Genomic DNA, 24,413 nt, shown 5'->3' with positions numbered 1-24,413 from the left:
CGGCGAACGCCAGCGCGTGGCAATCGCCCGGGCCTTGCTGGTCAATCCAAAACTGCTGATTTGCGATGAAATCCTCTCGGCGCTCGATGTATCGGTGCAGACCAGAATCGTCGAACTGCTCATGACGCTCAAGGAGCAGCATTCGGTGGCCATGTTGTTCATCTCCCATGACCTTGCGGTCGTGCGGCAGCTGGCGGACAGAATCGCGGTGCTGTATCGCGGCGAACTGATGCAGATGGTCGATTCAGACGCTCTCTTCAATTCACCTTTGCACCCCTACACGGAAATGCTGCTGCATGCGGCGCCCGGCCTGCGCAAGGACGATTACGTTGCGCAAGCACCGGCGATGCCGGACTCGCGATCCATTGCCGGCAGCGGTTGCCCGCTGGCGGGCCGCTGTCCAAGACAGTTGGGCGAAGTCTGTGCACAAAGCCGTCCGCCAGCGCAAGCCACGCCTTACGGGTTCATCCGCTGCCATATCCCGGTCAGTGAGCTGATTTATCGAACGGACGACACGGCAAACCTGCGATTTCCGCTGGTAACAGGGCGATCATCTCCCACTTTGCAAATCCGCTAAAGCGATTGATCCCAAGGGGGCGAGCTTGCTCGCTCCTACAGGGTTTGGGTTATGGCTTATCAGTCACGCCAACCACATGCTGAGGAACATGCGTACAACTTCCTGGGCGACTGGAACGGTAAGCTGGTATGCGATGACTTCGCTGGTTATGTTGCGGCCTAAGTCATGTTGTGGTGGTCAGAGGCGCCGTCTCCCAATTGGGTGCCCGATCCGTTAAGGGATTAAAGATGCGGAAATAACCCCTAAGACTGTCCCAATTGTGCGCGTTTTTCGATCATAAAATCGATTAATGCTCGCACCTTGGCCGGCATTTGCGCTCGTGTCGGCGTATAGAGATAAAACCCTGCAAACGGCTGGCACCAAGGCTGTAACACCCGCACCAGCTCGCCTGAGGCCAATTGCTCGCGAATGCAGATGTCGAGGTATTTGATCAGTCCCACTCCCTGTAACGCCGCCTTCAGCATGCTCTCGTCGTCATTGAATACGGCGCTTCCGCGTGGCTCGAATACCTGGGTGTGCCCACCAGCATCCGGCGTACTGAAAGACCAGCGATCAATTGTCCCACTGCTCGTAAAGCGATAGGCAAGGCAGTTGTGCTGGATCAGTTCAGCGGGCGTTTGAGGGATACCGTAACGCTTGAAGTAAGTCGGCGACCCGACAACTGCCATCTCAATGCGGGGAGTTATCGGTACTGCCACCATGTGCTCATCCAGACTTTCTCCTAATCGGATACCCACATCCGCACCGTCGGAAATGATATTGGCGAATCCGTCATTGAGCGTCATTTCCAGACGCAAGCCTGGGTAACGCTCGAAGAGTTCGCCCAGATGAGGTTCAAGCAAAGTCCTGGCCGCGATACGGGAGGTATTCACTCTGATCAGCCCGGCCGGAGCGGACTGCACCTCCCCTAGCTCAGTAACGGCGGTGTCGATCATTTTCAGCGCAGGGGCCACCGCATCGTATAGACGTTGACCTTCCTCGGTTAGCGACATGTCGCGTGTTGTACGGTGTAAAAGCCGTACATTCAGCTGTTGTTCGAGTCCTTTGAGGTGTTGTGACAGCGCCGCGCGGGACATCTCCATTTCCATTGCAGCCTTGGTGAAACTGCGGTGACGGGCGATATGGACGAACCAGGCGAGTGCCGGAAGTAATGTGGGATTGATAGACATATTGTTCAGTATTCCTGACGAGTCAGTTCAATTTTTGCTCATTTTTTCATATCAAATCTCAGACTACTATCCTTTCATCGAGCGACATCTTGCCGTTCACACCAGGAGCCAGCGTCATGCAAAACTTCCGTATCCACAGTCTTAACGGCCAGGGCATCACGCTCGCCGCCGTTATCCATCAGCCTGTCGGATTTGATGTAAGCAAACAGTACCCGGTGATCGTCGTTGCGCATCCTGGCGGGGGCGTAAAGGAACAGGCGTCCGGTCTTTACGCTCAAAAGCTGGCTGAGCAAGGGCTGCTGGCCATCGCCTTCGATGCTTCTTATCAAGGTGAAAGTACCGGTTTTCCGCGCCAGCTGGAAAACCCGTATATCCGTACCGAAGACATCAGCGCTGTAGTCGATTACCTGACCACCCTGCCCTATGTTGATCAGAATCGAATTGCTGCCATGGGCATATGTGCCGGTGCTGGCTACGCCGCCAATGCGGCCATCAATGACCGGCGTATCAAAGCCGTCGGCACGGTGAGCGCGGTCAATATTGGCCAGATGTTCCGTAATGGTTGGGAAAACACCGTCAAGGACAGTGAGGCCCTGCCATACCTTGAGCACGGTTCGCAGGCTCGTACCGGCGATGCCAGCGAAACCGAACTGGCCATTCTGCCGCTGGCCCCCATGCGCGAGGAAGATGCCCCCAATGAGGAGTTGCGGGAGGCCTGGGAGTATTACCACACCCCGCGCTGCCAGCACCCTAATGCTCCGGGTTTCATGACAGCTCGCAGTTTGACTCAGATCATCCCTTACGACGCCTACCATAAAGCCGAAGCGTTTTTGACCCAGCCTTTACAGATCGTTGCTGGTAGCCAGGCCGGAAGCAAATGGATGAGCGACGATCTATTCTCCCGTGCCGCCAGCAACGATAAGCACATGCATTTGATCGAGGGTGCCAACCACATGTCACTGTACGACAAGCAGCCCTACGTGGACGAAGCGATCACAGTGCTGACCTCGTTCTTTCTTAGCCGCCTTTGATCCCCTTTTGCCTGGTCAGCGCGACGGGGCTGTGCAGCGCATCATCTCCGTTGCGCTGCATCTTTTTGATGCTCAAATCTTGCTTCGAGCGCTCAAAATTGCACAACTGGTCATGACCAGAGAAAAAGCCAGCACCATCGGTGCGATGCCAAACGTGTGGACGAATGCGCCCAGTACGAGCGGGAAAATAGTCTGAAGGCAGTTGTTAACGGTCATTGATAACCCCACCGATTCATTCACTCGGTCTGCGGGCGCAGCGTCATAAATCATTGCCAAGGAGACCGGGACACCGACGCCCAATGGCATCCCGAGCGCGCAGCTCAGGATGCTGAGGGTCACCATTTGATGGGCAAAGGGTATCACCGCATAGATGGTCGCCCCGGTGATCATCGCAGCGACCAACGTCGCTCGTGGCTTGGCAAATCGAGTAAGGACAGGTGTGAAAAATCTTGAGATAAATGCGCCACCGGCAAAAGCTCCGAGCAACCAACCCGCATCGGTAGGAGAAAGGCCAACGGCCACAGTATGCAGTGACACCACAAACGGGAAGATCGTTTGCGCCGCAAAAAACAGACTGCTCACCAATATCCAGACCATAAGACCAGGTACGCGAAACAAGGGCGAGATGCCTTGGCGTGGCGGACTGACGACAGGCCTACGTCTTTCATGCCGGAAATGATGCATACGAAGACAAATCGCGAGAACCGATAGGATGGAGAACCCTCCTACCAGCGTGATTGCAGCTTTTGAACCATGATGTTGATAGGTTGCTCCCACCAAGACAGGAGCAATCAACTGGAATAACGAGTAACTGAGAACCAGGTATCCCAGATAGCGAGGTCTCTGCTCCTCAGTCGCGATTGAGCCAACAGCGCGGGTGGCAGCCATATGCGTGAAGACCGCCCCCGCACCTACAAGTCCCGAAACAAATACCAGCGCGTACCTGTTCGGGTACAGGCAAAACATCACAGTTGCGACAACGATGAGCAGCGCTGCGCTGATCATCGGTATCAAGGTTCCCGCGCGATCCAGCCAGCGCCCGTATGGCACACTCAGCACCATGGGCACAGCAGTGAAGGCCGCTGCAATGCCCCCCACAAGCGTAGCGCTGGCCCCCAGTGAAAGAGCTATCAGCGGCACCACCAGGCGAGCCGAACCCAGGGCTGAAATATTCAGCCCCGCGATCGCCAACGTGCCCATGAAACTCACCAGACCACGAACATTCAAACAGTCTGGTCGATGCCGATGGATTTGACCCATAAGACTCGCTCCATCTCAATTCACATCGCTACCAGACGGCAGCACTACAACACTTTCTTGGGAATCAGCGCGACGAAGACCGCAGCGATCACCGCCGGAATAGCGAAGGCATAGAAGCTCCATTGCAGCCCCAGGTTCATGCCGATGATCCAGCCCCCCAACATTGGGCCGAGAATGGAGCCCGTTCGACCGATGCCCAGGATGGCCCCCACTGCGGCACCTCGGCAGGATGCGGGGAAATGCGCGGCGATGAATCCGTAGATCAAGGTGTATGCACCGAGGATGCCGAACCCAGCTCCGACCACGGCCGCCATCAATGCGTTGAAGCCCAGCTTCTGGCTCAACAACAGCAGGGACGATGCGCCGACCAGGAACAACGGCACCGCGACTTTTTTTGCGCCAAACCTGTCAGCTAAAGTTGAGCCGCCCAGCATGCCCGCTACTGCACCACATTGGAGTAACAGCAGAAATTGCAAGGACGATCCGAGTGGATAGCCGGCCTCTCGCATCAAGTGCGGCAACCACATGTTGAGGCCATAAATGACCAGTTGTGAACAGAACATGACTACGACGAACATCGCTGTCGCAGGGCGGAAGGCAGGGTTCAACAGCAGTCGGTAGCCACGCGACTTTTGTTGCAGCCGGTGCGAGCTCTCCTCCCTGAGTAATGCGTCCAGGTCAATCGAGTATTGATCCGCCAACTTCCTTGCTTCATCAAGGCGCCCCCGGCCTGCCAGATAGCTGACAGACTCGGGTAGATAGAAATACATCACTGGAAGGATCAGCATATACAAGCCGCCGATACCATACAGGACTCGCCAGCTGTGATCGGGTAGGAGCCAGAGGGCAAGAAGCGCTGAGACGATGCCGCCCACCGAGTAGCCGGTTAACATGAAACCGTTGTAGAGCTGACGGCGATTTCTCGGCGCAAACTCGACCGTTAGGGCGACCGTGCAAGGGATCACGCCGCCGAGACCGATGCCGGTCATGAATCGGGCGATACCCAACGCCTGCGCCGAAGGTGCAAGGGCGCACGCTATCGAACCGATGGAAAACCAGAAAATTCCAGCAAGGATGAGTTTACGACGTCCAATCCGATCGGTGAGCCAACCAGCCAACAAGAACCCTACCATCAACCCTGCCAACGTCCAGCCGCCTATCATGCCTGCGATCGCGGGCGTCATGTTCCAGCCAGGCTCAAGCAAGAGACTTGGAACAGTGGCGCCGTAGACAATAAGATCGTAGCCATCAGCCACGATCGTCATGAAACACAATATCGCCACAAACAGACCACTACGCGTACGGGTAATCGTGTGCTGCATCTCGCCTCCATCCAAGCTTGTCAGATGCGTCAAAGCGCAACGTGATGCCTGGTTATTGTTGTTGGATGGCGAGATGTTTAGCGATTGTGTTTGATTATCCAATTGGCAATGCATGAAGTACCGCTTCTCTCGCTACGAATCGAGCTCGAACCAATGCATGCCAGGCATTCCCTTGCCTAAAGAAGGCCGGGCGCTTAGAGAACGTTGAGAGTGTTTATTTCGAAACGTAAGGTTTGGAGATGTCCCCCGCCCTCTTCGCTTGAGCAAACTTGATCTGAAGGAGGTGTGCTGAAGTGGATACCTGCGAGCAGCGTCGAAGTATCAGCACGTGACGAGAGCAAGGCTGCTCTCGTTATCGTTTAGTGACGTTGATCGTGCGCGCCTACGCTTGCCAAAGCTAACTGGCTACCAGGCAAGGGTGGTAAAACGCGTCGACAGCGACGATGAAGATGATGCTCCACTGCGAACGTCGATCATTACGTGCGGATAGGTATGTCCGCGAGTCGGAAGAATAGATATGCGGTCACTCGGCTTAAGAGGCGCCGCAATGGATGCGAGCGCCCTGCCGATCAATAGCCAGGCACAATCGTCGAAGGTCAGGCCAGTACGATGGTTTTCGATTCCATGAATGCCATCAAGCCTTCTACGCCACCCTCTCGGCCAATTCCCGACTGTTTGAACCCACCAAAGCCGATTGAAAAATCGGTGCGAGGTCCATTGTGGCCTACTGTGCCTGATCGAATCTGTCGCGCCACGTGCAATGCCTTTTCACGGTCATTGGTGAAGACCGCAGCGTTAAGCCCAAATGGCGTGTCGTTCGCCATGCGAATGGCATCAGCTTCACTATCTGCAGGAATGACGCAAAGCACCGGTCCAAAAATCTCTTCCTGGGCAATGGTGGAGCGATTGTCGACATTGGCGAAGACTGTAGGCTCGAAGAAAAATCCTTTGTCCAGATGCTCGGGACGCTTCCCCCCGGTCATGAGGGTGCTGCCCTCGGCGATGCCTTTCGCTACAAATCGCTCAACGGTTTCCCGCTGACGAGCACTTGCAAGCGGGCCTGAGGTGGTATCGGTGGCAAACGGATCGCCGATGACGATCTTGCTCGCGATGTCCGACAGTGCTTGCGCCATTTGATCATGCTTGGCACGTGGCACTATTACGCGGGTCAGGCTATGACAGATCTGGCCGGTGTTGTAGCCAAAGTAGGAGTTACCCAAGGTGGCCGCAGCCGTTGCGATGTCATAGTCGTCGAGTACCAGCGCCGGCGATTTGCCCCCCAGTTCCAAGGTAACGCGCGCGACCCGGTCACCGGCGATGGACGCGATCCTGCGACCGGCAGCCGTGGATCCGGTAAAGGTGATCTTGTCCACGCCCGGATGACGGACCAATTCTTCAGACACATCCCGGTCCGCTGTGACAACGTTGATCACACCAGGTGGAAGCCCGATATCTTCACAGATTTCTGCGAGCAGGTAGGCGGAGCACGGTGCTTCAGGTGGTGACTTGATCACCATTGTGCAGCCTGCCAGGAGTGCCGGTGCTGTTTTATAGGCCATCAATCCCGCCGGACCATTCCAGGGGATTATCTGCCCAACAACGCCGACCGGCTCATAAACGCGATAGGCCGGATTTCCAGTCACTGACCGATGTTCTTCGCTAAAGGCAAAGGTTGAGGCCATCGATGCGTATTGTCGAAACGCTCCACTAATGAACAGGCCGATGCGCGGCTGGGCGATCTTGTAGACAATGCCTGTTTCGATCGACCAGATGCGCGCGAAACTGTCATTCAGTGCCTCGAGACGCTCGGCAATTTTTTCAAGATAGACGCCACGCTCCTGCGGACTCAGGCGAGGCCAGGGGCCTCGGTCGAACGCCTCACGCGCTGCCGCGATCGCCCGTTGCATATCCTGAGAAGACGCTTTTGCCACAGTGGCGACGACTTCCTCGGTTGAGCAATCAAGTACATCAAATGTTTCCGATGTGGCAGGCACAACCCACTCACCGCCAATGAACAGGCGATCGGGGTGTTTCAGTGAAATGGTTTTTTTCGTCATGACAATCTCCAATTGACGCAAATAGCGCTATTGATCGGCTTGGCCGGAGCAAGGTTCAGTCAGAACACGAACACGCCTTTGCCGCCCGTTTGATTGTTGAAGTCGGCATAGGCTTCGCCGGCTTGCTCGAGTGTCCATTCATGGGTAAACAGCCTGTCTACCTCGACACCATGGGCGGCGATAAAGTGCGCGCAGTCCTTCATGCCAACCTCCGATACCGTGAACGAGCCCACCAATGTTCGTTGTTTACCGATCAGATCCTTCATGACATCCAGACTCAGATTTCCGCCTACCGACACCAAGGCAATCCGTCCCCATATGCTGGTACTACGGACGGCCTGGCCCCGGGGAATCTCGCCGCCGGCACACTCCATGGCGCAAGAAACCCCTTTGCCGAGTGTGAGCTTATGGATCTCCTCGACCGGGTCGAATCTGCTGGCATCGATGGCATGCGTTACACCAAACGCTTTCGCGTTACGTAAACGATCGGCATTGATGTCAACGCCAATAACCTCGACACCCATCGCTGCCGCTAGTTGTGCAGCGGAAAGCCCGACAGGCCCCAGGCCGTAAATGGCCAGCGTATCGCGCGCCGTGACGCCAAGGCGCAGCAAAGCGCCATAGGCAGTACCTGTACCACAAGCAATGGCGGCGCCGCCTTTGAACGAAATGTCTTGGGGAAGGTGAATCAGGGATGAAACCGGAACCTTCATGTAGTTGGCGTGACCACCATGGTTCAGCACGCCGTAAATATCGGCGCCGTGATCACACAGCTGGGTCCAGCCGGTACGGCAATGGTCACAGTGACTGCAACCTTTGTAGTGAAAGACAATCACGCGGTCACCGGGCTTGAATGCCCGCTCGTCAACACCGGCGCCGACTGCGGCAATCACCCCACAGGGCTCATGCCCACCAATGATGTCGCCGGCACGTGCTCGATCCTTCAGACCCAGCATGCCGAGGGCTTCATACATGCCATGGCGGTAGTAATGCAGGTCGGTGCCACACATCCCGGAGGCTTTCATCTCAATGATGGCCTCTCCGGGCCCCGGTGTCGGGTCAGCAAAATCCATGACCTCGACTTCGCATTGCCCCTTGAAAATCATGCCTCGCATTTATCGCCCTCAGCATCGTTTGATTATTGTTGGTAGTGACGTGCCGACGCTTTGTTCACGCAATCCTTCAGGTTTGCCCATGAGCGAAATTGGTCGAGCACAAGGCCAGCAGCGGGCCTGGCTATATCTCTTCTGATTTGAGCCTAAGAGCACTCATCACTGGGAAGCAAACGCTATAAATCGAATCGCCGATTCATCAAGCGTGAAGCAGAACCCCCATTACGAAATGTTCAGCCGAAACATCAGCCGTGGCTGACCGCAGAAGTGGCGCCTTGCCTTCTTCCCGCAGAGAGAAACTTCAGCACACTCGAATCAGGACTTCGTAAAGCACAAGTTGGAAGGAAGCGTATCGGGACCTACCCTTGGATCTGCCACTCATCAAAAACCTGCGCGGTGCATGGCACCGGCAGCCTCGACAATGCAGTTAAGGGCTCGTCAGCAATGAACAATCTCGAAGGTAAAGTCGCCATCGTAACCGGCGGTACTGGCGGTATCGGTAAGGGGGTGGCATTGCAGCTCGCTGCTCGTGGTGCTCGGGTCGTCATCAACGGTAGGAATGAAGAGAAGGCGCAGGCCGTACTTGAGCAAATCCGCGCGCTGGGTGGCGAGGGCTGCTTTGTTGCAGGGGACGTGCGATCCAGAAGCGATATGGAGACAGTAGCAGCTGAAGCGGTACGCCGCTTCGGTGGGATCGACATCGTAGTGCCTAACGCCGGGGGCAACGATGATGAAGCTCGGCAACCGCAAGTACGCGGGCGATTCACTGATATCGACCTGGAGCGAGTCACTCAATTTGTTGCACAAGCCGTTTCGGCAAAGCTGCTGGTCGTGCAAGCCGCGGTGCCCTACATGCGCCAGCGTGGTGGCGGTAGCGTCGTGTTCGTAACCTCCGAAGGCGGCAGGTCTCCAACCCCCGGACAAACTGCCATCGCTACATTCTCGGGCGGGTTGATTATGGCGAGCAAGGTCCTGTCAAAAGAGCTGGCCAGAGACAAGATCCGGGTCAACTGCGTCTGTGTCACGGTTGTTCGTGACACCCCCTCGTGGGACGCCGCCTGGGGCCAGGAAGGAGGCATTTCCGAGCATCACCGCAAGCAGTACGAAAAGATCGTGGCCAGCAGCCCATTCGGTGTCGCAGCGCCAGGGGATATCGGTGGGGTCGTGGCGTTCCTGGCTTCAGAGGATGCGGCCTATCTCACAGGCGCCACGATCAGCCCTACAGGCGGCCTGACAATTCATTGAGTCGGCATGTTTACCAGCGCTTGTTGTTTCAGCATTTCGAATGATCGTTCGCAAACTGCAAGTTGGTCTGAATCGCCTCGAAACTTGCGCTGATACCCATCTCAATGCCACGTCAGGTTTTCGCCTGGTGCAATTACAAGAACAGGAGCAATGCGGTATGTCGAATCAATGTGCGAGTGATGCATCCCGAACAGAACAAAACAAACTCTTCGGCCCTCTGACCGGTATCCGGGTGCTGGATCTCACCTCAAATTTCATGGGGCCTTATGCATCTCTCCTTCTGGGGGACATGGGTGCGGACATATGCAAAATCGAGGCTCCTGAAGGCGATACGACTCGAAATGTCGGGCCCAGCCGCAACAAGGGCATGGCGGCAATTTTCCTGCACTTGAACCGCAACAAACGCAGCCTCGTTTTGAACCTGAAGCAACCCAGTGGGCTCGACGCACTTAAACGCATGATCATCACCGCTGATGTGCTTCTCTTTAGCCTTCGTCCCAATGCGATGGCGCGGCTAGGGCTCTCCTATGAGCAGGTTAAGGCACTCAATCCACGGATCATTTACTGCGGTGCCTTCGGGTTTGGACAGCGCGGCCCCTACGCTGAACGTCCGGCATATGACAATTTGATACAGGCCGCCGTTGGTGTGCCGATGGTGCAAAGCCGCAAGACCGATGGTCCTCCCAGTTATGTCGGCACAGCGATTGCCGATCGCATCGTCGGTATGGCCACCAGCAACGCGATCCTGGCAGCCCTGCACTTTCGTGGACAGACAGGCCAGGGCCAATCGGTGTCGGTGCCCATGTTCGAAACATTTGCCCACTTCGTTATGGGTGACCATATGTATGGTCATACGTTTGTCCCACCGCTTGGGGATTGGGGTTATGCGCGCATGACCAGCCCCGAGCGGCGGCCGTTTCCTACCAAGGACAGCTATCTGAGCGTGGAGATCTATACTGACCGTCATTGGCAACGTCTGTTTGAAGCCGTTGGCCGGCCGGATATGGCCCAGGACGAACGTTATATCGACGTTCACAGCCGGGCACAGCATATGAGCGAGTTGTACGAGTTCCTTTCGCACACTTTCAAGACCAGAACCAGCGCCGAATGGGTAGATCTGCTCATAGAGGCAGATATTTGCGTGATGCAAATGAACACGCCTGAATCGTTGCTTGATGATGAGCACATGAAGGCCGTGAATTTCTTTGAAGAGCAGGATCACCCTAGTGAAGGGCGAATTCGCACCATCGGCCTTGCTCACGAATGGAGTGCCAGCCCAGGAACACTGCGTTTCCCCGCGCCACGCCTGGGCGAACATACCATCGAACTATTACGCGAATACGGCTTCGCACAGGACGAAGTCGCAGTAGTGCTGGAAGCGGGAGGTGCCATGGCGATTACCAACTGAATAATCGCGCTAATGAAGCGATAGTCAGCACAACTCATGCTGAGTTACAGGCTATCGCCCTGCTCCACTGTCATCCTGCAATTGCCTTCACCCGCAACCACACGGGTTTACGCCGTGTCCACACTGACCACGTTCTACGAGGTGCATGTCCATGGAAACTGTCAACGTCCCCAACCTGAACTGGAACATCGCGGCCGACATCCTTTTTCCACCCGGTTTCGATGCACAGAAAAAATACCCAGCCATCATCAGTGCCCATCCCATTGGCAGTTGCAAGGAGCAAACCTCCGGTAATGTCTACGGTGCAGCCCTGGCCAAAGAAGGTTTTGTAGTCATCGCGTTCGATGCCAGCTTCCAGGGTGCCAGTGGTGGTGAACCTCGCTTCATCGAAGATCCAAGTCACCGTGTCGAGGATTTCCGCGTGGTGGCCGACTACTTGATGACCCTGCCTTACGTGGACGAACAACGCATCGGGGTGCTGGGTATCTGTGGCGGCGGTGGTTACTCGATCAATGCCGCCATGACCGAGCGACGCATCAAGGCGGTGGCGACCATTACCGGTGTGAACTACGGCCGCCTGATGCGCGAGGGGTTCAGTGGTTTCAATCCGATCGCCCTGCTGGAGTCGATCGCGGCACAGCGCACTGCGGAGGTCAGAGGTGCGGAACGGCGCGTGGACGATCTGTTGCCGCCTTCGCCGGAAGATGCCAAGCGCATGGGGGCGACCGAGATCGACGTGTACGAGGCAACCGAGTATTACCGCACGCCACGTGGCCAGAAGCCCAATGGCCGCAACCGTTCTCTGCTGTCGCATCAGGGCAATGCCGTGGGCTGGGATGCGTTCCACCTTGCCGAGGTGTTGCTGACCCAACCTCTCATGGTCGTCGTGGGCGACAAGGTCGGCGCGTTCGGTGCCTACCGTGACGGCTGCGAGATCATCGGTCGCGCGGCCTCGAAAAACAAAGAACTGGTGGTGGTACCGGGTTGGTCGCACTACGACCTGTACGACAAACCTGAGCCGGTGGGCCAGGCCCTCGCTAAGCTGGTTCCGTTCTTTAAAGACAACCTGTGAAGCTTTGATACTCCCTTCGACAGATGGCACCCGCGGGTGCCATCTGCACAGTTTCTCTTTACATAAAGCCAGGTTTGTCCCCATCCGAGTTGGGCTTATTGACCCCGATGTTCCCCCTGGCGAAGTGCTCCGGGTGCTCAATAATATCGGTGACCAGCGCCGCTACGCTTTTACGCGATACCTCTGTTCCTTTGAAGGAATCATTTTTGCCCGTCGTCTCATAGTCGACCTCGTCCAAGTCGCTCAGCCAGGCAGCCCGGAGAATCGTGTAGTTCACGCTGGACTTCTCGATCAGATCAGCAGACCGACGATAAGGTGGAAGGTACTGTCCGATCTCGGTTCGATTCCACTCACCGAACGCACCCGGTACTTCATCATAAATACCTAAGGAGTTTACAAAGATAAGTCGCGACACTCCCGTAGCCTGCATCGCCGCCAGAATATGCTCTGTCTGTAAATCCACTTCACCTGCCAGGTTGGCATAGACGATATCCTGCCCCTTCATTATCTGTGGGAGCAGGGTCTTATCCAGCACATCGCCGATCACGACGTGCGCGTTCCTGGGTTCGGTACCCGAGAGTTTGCCCGGGTTACGCACCAGCAACGTCATTGCAATATCAGAACGGTCGGCCAGCATCTGGACAACCCATCGAGCAATTTGTCCGCTGGCACCGAGGATGAGTACGTTCTTCATGGTTTGACCTCGTAAAGGGAAATCGGTGGGTTCAGCACCCTCAAAACGGGTATCAATTCAGTCGCCAGCGTGTCGACGCAGAGGAAACCAACCCGTCGTTGCTTGTATTGTCATCCAAAGATTGTCAGGAATATCCAGATCATCTACATCACTACTACTCAGCTCTGTTGTGAGCGGCGCTTGCTGCATGGCTTGTTCAACCCATTGTGGATTCATTACCAGGCCCTTGCCGATCGCGACCAGTGTCAAGCCAAGTGCAAGGGCTTCATCTGCCTGATCTGGAGTCCTGATTTGTCCTGCGGCGATGACAGGGACGCGTTGAGCGACGTGTTCGACAATCAGGCTCGCAGTCAATCGTCCGCTGGCGGCATCGAGCGGCGTGGCACGTAATACATCGACCAGCGACGCGTGGATGTAGTCAATGCCGTTGTCGATCAGTCGGTCGATCAGTGTGCATGTGTCATCGAGACGTAGCCCATCCTCTCCAGACTCTTCAGGAGAAAGACGATAACCCACCAGAAATGGTCGAACGGCATGCGCGTCAATCACACGCTTTACCTCGCGTAAAACTGCGAGAGGAAAACTCAAGCGTCCCTCAAGAGAACCGCCCCACTCATCGTTGCGCTGATTGAATTTGGGCGACAGGAAGTTCTGCAAGAGAAATCCATGAGCGCCATGCAGCTCAATCCCATCGAATCCCGCCTCAATGGCGCGACGTGTCGTCTGGCCAAAGGCACGAACAACTGAAACGACCTCGTCGCTGCTCAGTGCCCGTGGTACCACGTCACCGCTGTTGAAGGGCCCCGTGAAGGCATTCAGAGCGCTGGCGCTGACGACGTCGCCATTGGGAGTCAGGCCTGGATTTGCCTTATTACCGGCGTGGAAGATCTGCAGTATTGCGACCGCTCCTCCGCTCTTGGCCGCCTCAGCCAGACGACGCAGGCTCGGTACGAAGCGATCCTCGTGACCCGCGAACTCATCCGTAAAACCGATGCCGTTATCCATGACATGCGTACATCCGGTAAGAACAAGTCCGACACCCGTTGCACGACGGCGGTAATAAGCGATTTCCTGATCCGAGATGGTTCCATCCGGGTTTGCTGACCAAGTGGTCATGGGGGCCATCGCAACGCGATTGCGCAGGGTAATGCCGTTAGTGAAAACAATGGGGTCGAACAACGATGAAGTGGAAGGTTTCACGCTCATAAAACTCTCTTTGATCGCATACCGCAGCATTACTCAACGGCGGGTATGATCTTGCAAATCGGGGGAAGTACACGGTGAGCACATCAAGCCACTGCTCGGGCTCACCCGCTTGGCCAGTCACAGCTATGCCCGTGTCCGGCTTGCGGGTGAGCCGGTTGCATCACAGGTTGTCTTTGAAGAACGGAACCAGTTTAGCGAGGGCCTGGCCGACTGGCTCAGGCTTGTCGTACAGGTCGTAGTGCGACCAGCCCGGGATCACCACCAGCTCTTTGTTTTTCGAGGCCGCACGACCGATGATCTCGCAGCCGTCACGGTAAGCGCCAAACGCCCCGACCTTATCGCCCACGACCACCATCAACGGTTGAGTGAGCAGCACTTCGGCAAGGTGGAACGCATCCCAGCCCACGGCATTACCCTGGTGCGACGGCATCGATCGGTTAAGGCCATGAGGCTTCTGGCCTCGTGGAGTGCGGTAATACTCGGTTGCCTCGTACACGTCGATCTCGATCGCCCCCACGCGCTTGGCGTCTTCCGGCGAAGGCGGCAACAGATCGTCCACGCGCCGTTCCGCACCTCTGACCTCCGCGGTGCGCTGTGCCGCGATCGACTCCAGCAGGGCGATCGGATTGAAACCACTGAACCCCTCGCGCATCAGGCGGCCGTAGTTCACACCGGTAATGGTCGCCACCGCCTTGATGCGTCGCTCGGTCATGGCGGCATTGATCGAGTAACCACCGCCACCGCAGATACCCAGCACCCCGATGCGCTGCTCGTCCACGTAAGGCAGGGTCATCAAGTAGTCAGCCACCACCCGGAAATCCTCGACACGATGACTTGGATCTTCGATGAAGCGAGGCTCACCACCACTGGCACCCTGGAAGCTGGCATCGAACGCGATGACCACAAAACCTTCTTTGGCCAGGGCTGCACCGTAGACATTACCGGACGTTTGTTCCTTGCAGCTGCCAATGGGATGGGCACTGATGATGGCGGGGTATTTTTTCTGCGCATCGAAGCCGGGTGGAAAGTGGATGTCGGCCGCGATGTTCCAGTACAGGTTGGGGATGCTGACAGTTTCCATTGACGTTCACCTCGTAAAGCGTTGGGAGGCCAACCGTTCGGTGGCCCTGCTGTGTGAACGAAATGGTAGGAGCCTAATTGGCTTTGAACAAGACCATAATAACCACAGCTGTGTTAAGTAATAATTTACAATCTGACGATTTTTTCTCGGGCACGGCACGCTTGCCTTCGCTCTGAACGTTCGCTCAAGTCGCTCGCAACAGAAATATCGCAAACCCTATCTGGAGCAATTCGTCAGCCGCGAATCCAGACTTGCGGAATATTCATTTGTTCGCTGCAGCTGCAAAGCCAACCATCTGAGCAACAACAGATCTGGACAAGCTGAGCGCCCCTATGAACACATCCGTTACCCATCTTCCTCCCCAATCTTTGGACTTGCGCAGGTTCATTCGGCCAGGCGATACCCTCATGTGGGGACAAGCCAACGCCGAGCCGCTTACCCTGATTCGCGAGTTGGTGGCGCAGCGTCATTCCCTGGGCCAAATACGCCTGTTTCTGGGCATTGGTCATAACAGACTGCTCGAACCTGAACACCTCGACACCTTCGACTTTTTGGCCTATTGCGCAACAGGATCGAACCGCAAGCTGGCTGAGGCCGGGGTGTTGGATATCATGCCTGCGCACTATTCGCAGTTCCCCCGCCTGATCGAGCAAGGTCCAATGCGCGTCGATGTGCTGATGCTCCAGGTGTCCCCGCCAGATGCCTTGGGACGCTATAGCCTTGGGATGGCCCGGGAGTACCTGATTCCTGCGATAGAGTCAGCGCGAATGATTATTGCCGAGGTCGATCCCCAAACTCCGTGGACCTACGGGGGCCCTTACTTGCGGGAGGACGATTTTGATCTGCTGGTTCCCTCCACTCTTCAAGCCCCCTCCTCTAAAGCAGTGGTGCCTGGGCCGGTCGAAATCGCGATCGGTCGCAATGTCGCCAGCTTCATCGAAGACGGCGCAACCCTGCAAACCGGCATAGGCAGCATCCCCGATGCCGTACTGGCGCAGTTGAGTGACCGCCGCGAACTCGGCGTGCACTCCGGCGCGATTGGCGATGGGATTGCCGAATTATCATTGGCAGGCGTCATCACCAACAGTTGCAAGAGTATCGATGCCGGCGTATCCATCGGTGGCGTACTGATTGGTAGCGATACAGTACGTCGCTATGCGCACTTGAATAGCGCACTGGAACTACGCAGCACCCAGTACACGCACAACCCTCGTGTACTAGGAAAGCTCAATCGCTTCGTGGCAATCAACTCAGCCATCGAGGTCGATCTTGTTGGCCAGGTGAATTCGGAAGTTGCGGGGGGACGTTACGTAGGCGGGATTGGCGGCATTCTGGATTTTCTTCGTGCAGCCCAATCGAGTCGGGGCGGCGTTCCGATCATCGCCCTGCCCTCCACGGCCGGAAACCGAAGCCGGATCGTCACCACGTTGTCAGGGCCGGTCACGGTACCTCGTAGCGACGGCTGCGTCATCATCACCGAACACGGCATAGCCGACCTTCGAGGGTTGTCGCTCAACCAACGGGCTGCAAGGCTTATTGCAGTAGCGGCTCCTGAGCATCGCGAGGCGCTCGAACGTCAGATACACGCTGGTAACCCCCACGGCAAGTGAGCACCTGATGAGCGCTGGTGTGGCATGGCCGTGGACCGTATCGTCCACGGCACGAAGGATTATTCTTCTCGAGTGACCGGGCTGCTACCTGCCAGGTACTCCAGCAATGTGCGAGCAGCCGGGCTCGGCAAGCGACCGTGGGGCGTGGCGATGGAGATAATGCGGTTAGCCCAGGGTTCTGCAAGATCGAGGACCGCGATGGTGTCCAGCATTTCCCGGCTGACATGGCATTCCGGTTGTACCGTTACACCGAACCCCGCCTGCACGAGGCTGATCGCCACACCAGTGCTTCGAACATTGAACCGTGGCTGGAATTCACGCCCCAGTCGTTTCGCTGCCACCCGGAAAGCCGGCATCATGGCTTTCACCGCAATGACGTTTTCAGATATCAGGTCTTCGAAGGATACGCTCTCCCTTCCTGCAAGCGAGTGCTCACGTGGCACGATGGCCACCATCCGGTCCTTGCGATAGGGTGTTACGTCGACGCCACTCAGATCCATTTCATTAGCCATCGCGAAAACGCCTACGTCCGCTTCGCCATGAGCGACGATGCGCACAATCTCGGAATTTTCCACCTCACTCAGAAGCAGTTCGATCAGCGGATAATCATGGGCATAGCTGCCTAGCTCTCGTGCCAGGAAAGGAGCGATGATGGAACGCGCCGAAGCGACATGAACTTCGCCACGAACGCCCTCGGTGAAAGAGGAAATCTCTGCACGCATATCATCCAGCTGCCCGAAGATCGAACGCAGGTAGCGCACCAACACTGCGCCGGCCGGGCTTGGCTGTACACCCTTGGGATTACGCTCCAGAAGCTTCACACCCGCGATTTCTTCAAGGTCCTGAATTCGCTTTGTCGCTGTCGAAGCCGCAATGTTTTCGCGAATGGCTGCGAGGCCAATCTGCTGCTCTTCAACGGCAGACAGGAACAGCTTCAAGGTAAATAGATCTACCTGACGGATAAGGTGCATCTTGTTGAAAGTCATAGGCGCTCTGAAGGTGTCTTATCTTGTTTTATCGGCAGCCGACGACCTGAACATACGTTAAAGCCATCGTCTTCTGCTGCTTCACACTTGTACCGACTATACCCCTTGGCACGCTTCGTCGCCTATCTATTGCTTGGCGAAAAAACTCAGTGAAAGCATAGTCAGCAGCGCTGATTTCCAGCCTGCACGGGCGATTCACGAACATAGAATCGCAGCTTCAGGAATGGCCACTTGAGCTGTCTTGCTGACGCTCCAATAGTTACCCCGACGGACCGGCCCCATGCGCAGGTGTTTAGTCATCACACCTCGCCCGTTATCCGAAATGAACAGCTGATTCACGCCGGCAATTTTATTTGCCGACGCGGGTATGCGCTCACCTGAAAAAAATAAAAAGAGGGTTGTAACGTGGCTGAATCAAAGCAACTTCCGATTGTCCTGATCATGACGATCGGTCCCTTCCTACCGCTGACCGCCAGTGCGGACTTCATAGCTGACAGCAAACTCAACCTGGGTTTTCGCACGCTTTATTACAACAATGACTACCGCGACAACACCAGTGGCCCATCCAAGACTGCTGAATGGGCGCAAGGCTTCAAACTGGATTTTCAGTCTGGCTACACCGAGGGACCGATAGGCGTAGGTGTAGATGTACTGGGTCTGCAAGGCGTAACGCTGGATAGCGGCAGAGGACGTCACCAAGGTAGCACCATGATTCCCTCGGACGGCGACCATCCTGTGGACGAGTGGAGCAGACTGGGTCTGACCTTCAAGATGAAGGCATCCAAGACAGAGCTCCTGGCGGGCACGCTGTTCCCCAAGCTCCCTATTCTCGTCGCCAATGATGGTCGCCTGCTGCAACAGACTTTTCAGGGCGCAATGATCACATCCAACGACTTTGACGGACTTACCTTAGTCGGGGGCAAACTGAACAAGGTGACAGGTCGCGGCTCAAGTGACCGGACGGGACTCGCTGTTGCTGGCGGGCGTGAACAAAGCGATAACTTCACCTTCGCAGGTGTCGATTACAAGCTGGGTAGCAACCTTCTGCTGCAGTATTACCACTCGTCACTCGAAGACTACTATCGCCAGGACTTTCTTGGGGCGGTGCATGTGCTTCCTATTGGTGACACACAGAAACTCAAGACGGACTTGCGTTACTTCCGTAGCAGAGCACAGGGCGCAAACGCCGCCGACAAACCAGGTTTTCAAGTCGCGGGTTTCACTGAAGGCGGTGACGGTGAAATCGATAACGATACCTGGAGCGCTACCTTCACCTATACCGTCAATGGTCACAGCCTGCTAGCCGGATACCAGAAGGTTTCCGATAACAGTGCGTTCGTCCAGCCTAACCAGGCCAGCTTGGGAGGTGGTGTCGATGCGGGAGGTTCCAGTACTTATCTCTACACCGATCGGTTGGCATCCAACTTCACCCGTGCTGGCCAAGCCACGCGCTACGCGCAGTACGGATTCGATTTTGCCGCGGTCGGAGTTCCTGGATTGAATGCATCCGTCATGTACCTGGATTCAGATTCCATCAAGACTGCAACAGCGAGCAACCTGCGGGAGTGGGAACGTGACATCTCACTTGGCTACGTCATCCAGAGCGGTCGATTGAAAGGGCTCGGTTTCCTGTGGCTCAACGGCCTGCTACACAGTGAAGTCGTACCAAACCAGGATCAGAATCGCCTTCTCGTCACTTACACCCTTTCTCTGTTCTGAATACAACAGCCCCTTGATCGGGGCTGTCTGTTCCCTGTTCCATGTCATGAACGGGTCTGGCGAATGAACTCGATCGCCACGTCGCCGAAGGCATCGTTGTCGTCACCTGTCAGCATGTGCCCTACTCCCGCAACCTCGATATACGAGGCGCAAGGGCACAACGACAAAAACTCCCGCACTGTCTCGGGCGCCAGCACATCAGAGTGTTCTCCACGTACCAACAACGTGGGCACATTGAGCCGGCGGGCGCGCGCTCCAAGCCGCATGGCCCGCTCAACCAAGTCACCGCGCGCATCAAGAAACCGCGGATCCCAATGCCAGTACAATCGTCCATCGCTAGCAAGCCGCAGGTTCTTCCCCACCCCACTCAAACTGCCCGTGGATGAGTGGCTGCCACGGTACCCTGCTATCACCTCGGCCGCCTCTTCCACCGAGGCGAAGCCTTGAGCGTGGCGCGCCATGAAGCCGCGTACCCGACCAACGCCTCCCTTCGATGCCGCATGTGCCACGTCGGCGAGAATCACCGCAGCTGCATCCACCACATTGCTTCCAACAGCCTCGAGGCACGTCATTCCACCCATCGAAGCACCGATAAGAACCGGTCGACCGTTCAGTGTGCGAACTACACAGGCAAGATCTTGCGCCATGGCCTCATCACTGTAGTCGCCATCGTTCAACCAACTGGAATCACCATGCCCGCGTGCATCAAAAGCCACCGCATGGAACCCGGCCAGCGCGAGCCGGTTTGCTGTATGCCGCCACGCATGCCGCGTCTGGCCACCACCGTGCAGCAGTACGACCGGAGGTGCTGAGGGATCTCCCCAACTGTCGCCGTAAAGGCTATTGCCGTGAGCACCAGTCCAAGCGTGCATCGGGATAGGCGTACCGGGGAGTGTTGAGCGTAGGGTCATGGTTCGAAGGACCAATTCAAGGCGTCAAGGGAAGCGGAAACTGCCGAAAATCAATCTGTTGCGCGACAGTCGCGCGTGTTGCAGTCGCCAGCCCGCAGTAAAGGACCATCTTCGGGATTCTGTCTGCCACCTCCAAGTCATGTTTTCCGAATCCGCACTTCAGAAATCATCAAGTCAATCACACTGCGCAGCTTGAATGCTGTCTGCTAGGTTGACTGCCAAAATAAAAACAAGGAGACACCATGGACCATTTCATGGGTCAGGGTGCCAACGTGAATGCCTTGAAGGCCGAGGCTCGCGATGGAAACCTATAACTACATTGTTGTCGGGGCCGGCTCATCGGGTTGCGTCGTAGCGAACCGCCTTTCGGAGGATCCTCGGGTTCGCGTGTTGCTGATTGAAGCCGGCGGCAGCATGAACAATTTCTGGGTCAACACACCTGCGGGTATGGCCAAGTTGTTCGGCAGCGAGCGTTTCAATTGGCGCTTCAAGACCGCCGCCGTGCCGACACTGGAAGGGCGACAGGTGCAATGGGATCGAGGCAAAGGCCTGGGTGGCAGCAGCTCCATCAATGGCATGATTTACATGCGCGGCCAACCTGAGGATTACGACCAATGGGCTGAGCTCGGCAACCCGGGGTGGAGCTGGAACGAAGTGCTGCCCTTTTTCAAGCGCTCGGAAAACAACATACGAGGTGCCGATGCCTTCCATGGTGACCAAGGTCCACTTTGTGTATCGGACCCGGTCGAAATCCACTCTACCGCTCAAGACTTCATCGCTTCCTGCGTGAGTGCGGGCATCGCACCTTCCAATGATTTGAACGCACCGCCATACCCTGCCGTCGGTGTGCGCCAATACACCATCAAGGGTGGGCAACGTCACTCGGCCTATAAAGCCTTTATCGAGCCCGTGCGCCATCGCTCCAACCTTGTAATCCTGACCGATGCGCACGTCTCACGCGTGCTGTTCGACGGCAAAGAGGCCACGGGTGTGGAAATTATTCAGGGAGGTCTGCGTCGCGCAATCTCAGCCACGCACGAGGTGATCCTGAGCGCCGGTGCACTGGCCTCGCCACAGTTGTTGATGCTCTCAGGCGTCGGCGGCATGGAGCAGTTACAACGCCATCAAATTGCCGTTCGCCACGAATTACCTGGTGTGGGCCGCAACCTGCAAGATCATTGGTATGTTTCCTTTACGTGGCGCTGCACCCCAGAAAGCTCGGTCAACCACCGTTTAAGTGGGCTGCGCAAGTACCTGGAAGGCGCACGCTATGTACTGACACATGGCGGCTATCTGGCCTTGGGGGCGGCACCTGTGACGGCCTATGTGAGAAGTGAGCCGGACACTCGCGTCGATTTGCAGCTGTCTCTCAACCCCATGAGTTTCTCGGCTGCACCTTCCGGCGAAGTAGCCGCCGATAGCTACCCTGGCATGTCCGCCTCGGTGTTGCTGCTTACACCAAAGTCGCGCGGGTATATGGATCTGGCGAGCAACAACCCCCTGGATGCACCGCTGCTGTACCCTAACTACTTCAGTGACGAGAGCGATGTGCGCCGTCACGTTGCTGGGTTGCGCCTATTGCGTCAGATCATCCAACTACCGCCACTGGGATTGCGCGTAATCGAGGAAATGAAGCCCGGCCCTGACTGCGCCAGCGATGAACAGCTTTTTGATTATCTCAAACGTTTCGGAAGCACAGGCTGGCACCCGGTAGGCACCTGTAAGATGGGCAGTGATAGTGACGCAGTGGTCGATACCAGGTTACGTGTGCATGGCCTGCGGCGATTGCGCGTGATCGACGCGTCAATCATGCCGGTCATCCCTGCAGGCAACACCAATGCACCTTGCATCATGATCGGTGAAAAAGGCGCGGACATGATCCGCGAGGATGCAATCGCACCACGGAAAATAGCTATCTGACCTTAAGGAAAACGCCCGATAACGACCCCGTCCGGATTGAACATACCTCAAACCAATAGTCGCTTTATGGGCGGTAAATGGGTCGCGCCCTCGCCCCTTGAAACCTCCGCTGTACAAGATTTCGCTACCGATGAAGTCGCCACTCACGTGGGGGTATAAACACGTTCTTTCATTGCTATCCGGATTGCTTATCCGATGGACCAGGAATGTGCGTTAAAACACGAAGAGAGAAACAAATTACAGCCACTTCAAGTTCATAGAAATGCAGCTTCGAAATTCGCAACTTGGTTTGCAAGGCTCTGCGGCCTAGCTTACGGGGTGTCTACTCAACAACACAAAAGGACACCCGGCCATGGCCAACTTCCTCGACCAATCGCAACAGATGTGGCTCGACAGCGTGAACCGTTTCATGGACAACGAAGTCACCGTCGAATACATCCGCAAGTGCGACCAAAATCGCGACTACCCCTACGAGGCCTACGAGAAGATTGCCCAGCAGGGCTGGCTCGGCCTGCTGTTCTCCGAAGAGGAAGGCGGCGCCGGCGGCAGCATCTTCGACTACGTACTGATGTCCGAAGGACTGGGCAAATACGGATTCGACTTCGCCGCCGCCATCCTGGTGCCGACCTTCACAGCGATGAATATCGCCAAGTACGGCACCCAGGCGCAGCGTGACAAGTACATCCAGCCCTTCATCGAAGGCAAGATCCGCTTCTCGGTGTCGATGACCGAGCCCGACGCAGGTTCGGACGTGTTCGCCACCAAGACCCATGCTCGCCGCAACGAGAACGGCGACTGGGTCATCAACGGCGCGAAGATGTTCTGCTCCGGTGCACAGGCCGACAACACCGTCATCGCGATGCTCGTGCGCACCGACATGAAGGACAAGCACGGCGGCCTCACCATGCTGCTCATCCCGAACGACACGCCAGGCATGGTCATCAACAAGCTGCCTACACTGTCTCGCCATGCGACCGGCACCACCGAGATCTTCCTGGACGACGTCATCGTGCCCGGGGACGCGATCCTGGGTGTCGAAGGCCAGGGTCACGAGATCATTCTCAACCACCTGGAGCTTGAGCGCTGCGCCGTTGCCGGTGCCTACACCGGCAACGCGCAGGAAGCGGTGAACAACGCCAATCGCTACGCACACCAGCGCACCCAGTTCGGTCAGCCGATCTTCACCTTCCAGGTGCTCAAGCACATGCTGGCCGAGAACCAGACCCGCGTCGACGCGGCTCGTCTGCTCGTCTACCGCGCTGCAGCGCTCAAGTCCGAAGGACTGCCCGCGCCGAGAGAAACGTCCATGGCCAAGCTGTACGCCTCCGAAACCCTCAAGCAGTGCGCGCTCGACGGCATGCAGATTCTCGGTGGGTTCGCCAACCTGCCCGAGGCGGACATGGAGCGCTACCTGCGCGAAAGTGTCCAATGCACCATCGGTGGCGGCACTTCGCAGATCCAGCGAACCATCATCGCCAAATCCATGCGTCTGAATTAATGCCGTAGTCAGTCACCAACCAAGGAAACAGCCATGAGTCTGATCAACAACCAGATCAACCAGACCTTCGACGAACTAGAAGAAGGTCAGGTCTTCAATTCCGGTGGCCGCACTATTACCGAGACCGACGTAGTGAACTACTGCGCGCTGACTGGTAACTGGATCGCGATCCATTCGAACACCCTATATGCATCCAAGACTCGCTTCGGCAAGCGCCTGGTGCAGGGTGCACTGACCTACTCGATCGCCACCGGCCTGATTCAATTCGGCTTGGGGTTTCAGGCTAACTACGGTATCGACAACATGCGCTTTCTCAAGCCCGTGCTGATCGACGATACCGTGTTCGCCCGCGCCTCCGTGATCGGCAAAAAGGAAAAAGACGACAAGTACGGCGTCATCAGGTTTCTGATGCAGGTCCTGAACCAGGACGGAGATGTGGTGCAGCAAGGTGAATGGAGCCTGCTGATGTTGCGCAAGCGCGAAGACCTCGATGCACTGGTGGCTTCCACCTTGCCAGCACCAAAGGCCTGATTGC

At 56.4% G+C, this 24,413-nt stretch carries 20 protein-coding genes; 10 read left to right on the top strand and 10 right to left on the bottom strand.

The genetic code is table 11. The annotated features are described in order from the left end of the window. Positions 1–577, top strand: a 577-nt coding sequence (locus tag ACQKP2_RS08100) for an oligopeptide/dipeptide ABC transporter ATP-binding protein (RefSeq protein ID WP_427575740.1), incomplete at its 5' end; no start/stop codon positions are given. A 242-nt stretch (positions 578–819) separates the two neighbouring features. On the opposite strand, the gene ACQKP2_RS08095 is transcribed toward ACQKP2_RS08100, so the two are convergent. Beyond that, positions 820–1,746: a LysR family transcriptional regulator gene (locus ACQKP2_RS08095; protein WP_427575739.1), complete on the bottom strand. Its 927-nt coding sequence runs from the start codon at positions 1,744–1,746 to the stop codon at positions 820–822. A 116-nt stretch (positions 1,747–1,862) separates the two neighbouring features. Here ACQKP2_RS08095 and ACQKP2_RS08090 point away from each other — a divergent pair, with 116 nt between their 5' ends. Then, a complete protein-coding gene (locus tag ACQKP2_RS08090; RefSeq protein WP_427575738.1) occupies positions 1,863–2,777 on the top strand; it encodes an alpha/beta hydrolase in 915 nt (304 codons plus the stop codon). A gap of 72 nt (positions 2,778–2,849) precedes the next feature. Here ACQKP2_RS08090 and ACQKP2_RS08085 read toward each other — a convergent pair whose 3' ends face one another. The 4 genes from ACQKP2_RS08085 to ACQKP2_RS08070 all read right to left on the bottom strand — a co-directional run bounded on the left by ACQKP2_RS08085 (position 2,850) and on the right by ACQKP2_RS08070 (position 8,531). Beyond that, complete coding sequence (locus tag ACQKP2_RS08085; protein ID WP_427575737.1) at positions 2,850–4,037, bottom strand: MFS transporter; 1,188 nt, start codon at positions 4,035–4,037, stop codon at positions 2,850–2,852. Positions 4,038–4,081: 44 nt separating this feature from the next. Beyond that, positions 4,082–5,359 carry an MFS transporter gene (locus ACQKP2_RS08080; RefSeq protein ID WP_427575736.1) on the bottom strand — a complete coding sequence of 426 codons (1,278 nt, stop codon included), beginning with the start codon at positions 5,357–5,359 and terminating at the stop codon, positions 4,082–4,084. A gap of 596 nt (positions 5,360–5,955) precedes the next feature. After that, on the bottom strand, positions 5,956–7,416 hold the full coding sequence (locus ACQKP2_RS08075) for an aldehyde dehydrogenase (protein ID WP_427575735.1): 1,461 nt from the start codon (positions 7,414–7,416) through the stop codon (positions 5,956–5,958). Positions 7,417–7,475: 59 nt separating this feature from the next. Next, positions 7,476–8,531: a zinc-dependent alcohol dehydrogenase family protein gene (locus tag ACQKP2_RS08070; RefSeq protein WP_427575734.1), complete on the bottom strand. Its 1,056-nt coding sequence runs from the start codon at positions 8,529–8,531 to the stop codon at positions 7,476–7,478. Between the two features lie 441 nt (positions 8,532–8,972). Between ACQKP2_RS08070 and ACQKP2_RS08065 the strand changes: the two genes are divergently transcribed. The 3 genes from ACQKP2_RS08065 to ACQKP2_RS08055 all read left to right on the top strand — a co-directional run bounded on the left by ACQKP2_RS08065 (position 8,973) and on the right by ACQKP2_RS08055 (position 12,253). Further along, positions 8,973–9,773, top strand: coding sequence for an SDR family NAD(P)-dependent oxidoreductase (locus tag ACQKP2_RS08065; RefSeq protein WP_427575733.1), 801 nt, complete (start codon positions 8,973–8,975; stop codon positions 9,771–9,773). A 40-nt stretch (positions 9,774–9,813) separates the two neighbouring features. Next, entirely contained in the window at positions 9,814–11,181 is a 1,368-nt protein-coding gene (locus ACQKP2_RS08060) for a CaiB/BaiF CoA transferase family protein (protein WP_427575732.1), read from the top strand. Between the two features lie 151 nt (positions 11,182–11,332). Beyond that, complete coding sequence (locus ACQKP2_RS08055; RefSeq protein WP_427575731.1) at positions 11,333–12,253, top strand: alpha/beta hydrolase; 921 nt, start codon at positions 11,333–11,335, stop codon at positions 12,251–12,253. 58 nt (positions 12,254–12,311) lie between these two features. Here ACQKP2_RS08055 and ACQKP2_RS08050 read toward each other — a convergent pair whose 3' ends face one another. The 3 genes from ACQKP2_RS08050 to ACQKP2_RS08040 form a co-directional block, all read right to left on the bottom strand. Then, positions 12,312–12,947: an SDR family oxidoreductase gene (locus ACQKP2_RS08050; RefSeq protein ID WP_427575730.1), complete on the bottom strand. Its 636-nt coding sequence runs from the start codon at positions 12,945–12,947 to the stop codon at positions 12,312–12,314. A 57-nt stretch (positions 12,948–13,004) separates the two neighbouring features. Next, complete coding sequence (locus ACQKP2_RS08045) at positions 13,005–14,153, bottom strand: NADH-dependent flavin oxidoreductase (RefSeq protein WP_427575729.1); 1,149 nt, start codon at positions 14,151–14,153, stop codon at positions 13,005–13,007. Positions 14,154–14,313: 160 nt separating this feature from the next. Continuing rightward, positions 14,314–15,234, bottom strand: coding sequence for an alpha/beta hydrolase (locus ACQKP2_RS08040; RefSeq protein ID WP_427575728.1), 921 nt, complete (start codon positions 15,232–15,234; stop codon positions 14,314–14,316). Positions 15,235–15,566: 332 nt separating this feature from the next. Here ACQKP2_RS08040 and ACQKP2_RS08035 point away from each other — a divergent pair, with 332 nt between their 5' ends. Continuing rightward, complete coding sequence (locus tag ACQKP2_RS08035; protein ID WP_427575727.1) at positions 15,567–16,844, top strand: acetyl-CoA hydrolase/transferase family protein; 1,278 nt, start codon at positions 15,567–15,569, stop codon at positions 16,842–16,844. A gap of 59 nt (positions 16,845–16,903) precedes the next feature. On the opposite strand, the gene ACQKP2_RS08030 is transcribed toward ACQKP2_RS08035, so the two are convergent. Next, on the bottom strand, positions 16,904–17,830 hold the full coding sequence (locus tag ACQKP2_RS08030) for a LysR family transcriptional regulator (RefSeq protein ID WP_427575726.1): 927 nt from the start codon (positions 17,828–17,830) through the stop codon (positions 16,904–16,906). 441 nt (positions 17,831–18,271) lie between these two features. Between ACQKP2_RS08030 and ACQKP2_RS08025 the strand changes: the two genes are divergently transcribed. Next, a complete protein-coding gene (locus ACQKP2_RS08025) occupies positions 18,272–19,549 on the top strand; it encodes an OprD family porin (protein ID WP_427575745.1) in 1,278 nt (425 codons plus the stop codon). Positions 19,550–19,593: 44 nt separating this feature from the next. Here ACQKP2_RS08025 and ACQKP2_RS08020 read toward each other — a convergent pair whose 3' ends face one another. Beyond that, entirely contained in the window at positions 19,594–20,421 is an 828-nt protein-coding gene (locus ACQKP2_RS08020; RefSeq protein WP_427575725.1) for an alpha/beta fold hydrolase, read from the bottom strand. Positions 20,422–20,760: 339 nt separating this feature from the next. Between ACQKP2_RS08020 and ACQKP2_RS08015 the strand changes: the two genes are divergently transcribed. The 3 genes from ACQKP2_RS08015 to ACQKP2_RS08005 all read left to right on the top strand — a co-directional run bounded on the left by ACQKP2_RS08015 (position 20,761) and on the right by ACQKP2_RS08005 (position 24,409). Beyond that, a complete protein-coding gene (locus ACQKP2_RS08015; protein WP_427575724.1) occupies positions 20,761–22,380 on the top strand; it encodes a GMC family oxidoreductase in 1,620 nt (539 codons plus the stop codon). 352 nt (positions 22,381–22,732) lie between these two features. Beyond that, positions 22,733–23,878 (top strand): acyl-CoA dehydrogenase family protein, encoded by a 1,146-nt coding sequence (locus tag ACQKP2_RS08010; protein ID WP_427575723.1) that lies wholly within the window; start codon positions 22,733–22,735, stop codon positions 23,876–23,878. A 33-nt stretch (positions 23,879–23,911) separates the two neighbouring features. Next, the gene (locus ACQKP2_RS08005) at positions 23,912–24,409 is read left to right on the top strand and encodes a MaoC/PaaZ C-terminal domain-containing protein (RefSeq protein WP_427575722.1); all 498 of its coding nucleotides are present in this window, start codon (positions 23,912–23,914) and stop codon (positions 24,407–24,409) included. The last annotated feature ends 4 nt before the right edge of the window (positions 24,410–24,413 follow it).

Source organism: Pseudomonas sp. NPDC089569 (assembly GCF_050280625.1).
In the GTDB taxonomy this organism is placed as follows: Bacteria; Pseudomonadota; Gammaproteobacteria; order Pseudomonadales; family Pseudomonadaceae; genus Aquipseudomonas.
Note: the sequence above shows the minus strand (reverse complement) of the source record. Positions and strands in the feature narration are given on the sequence as shown.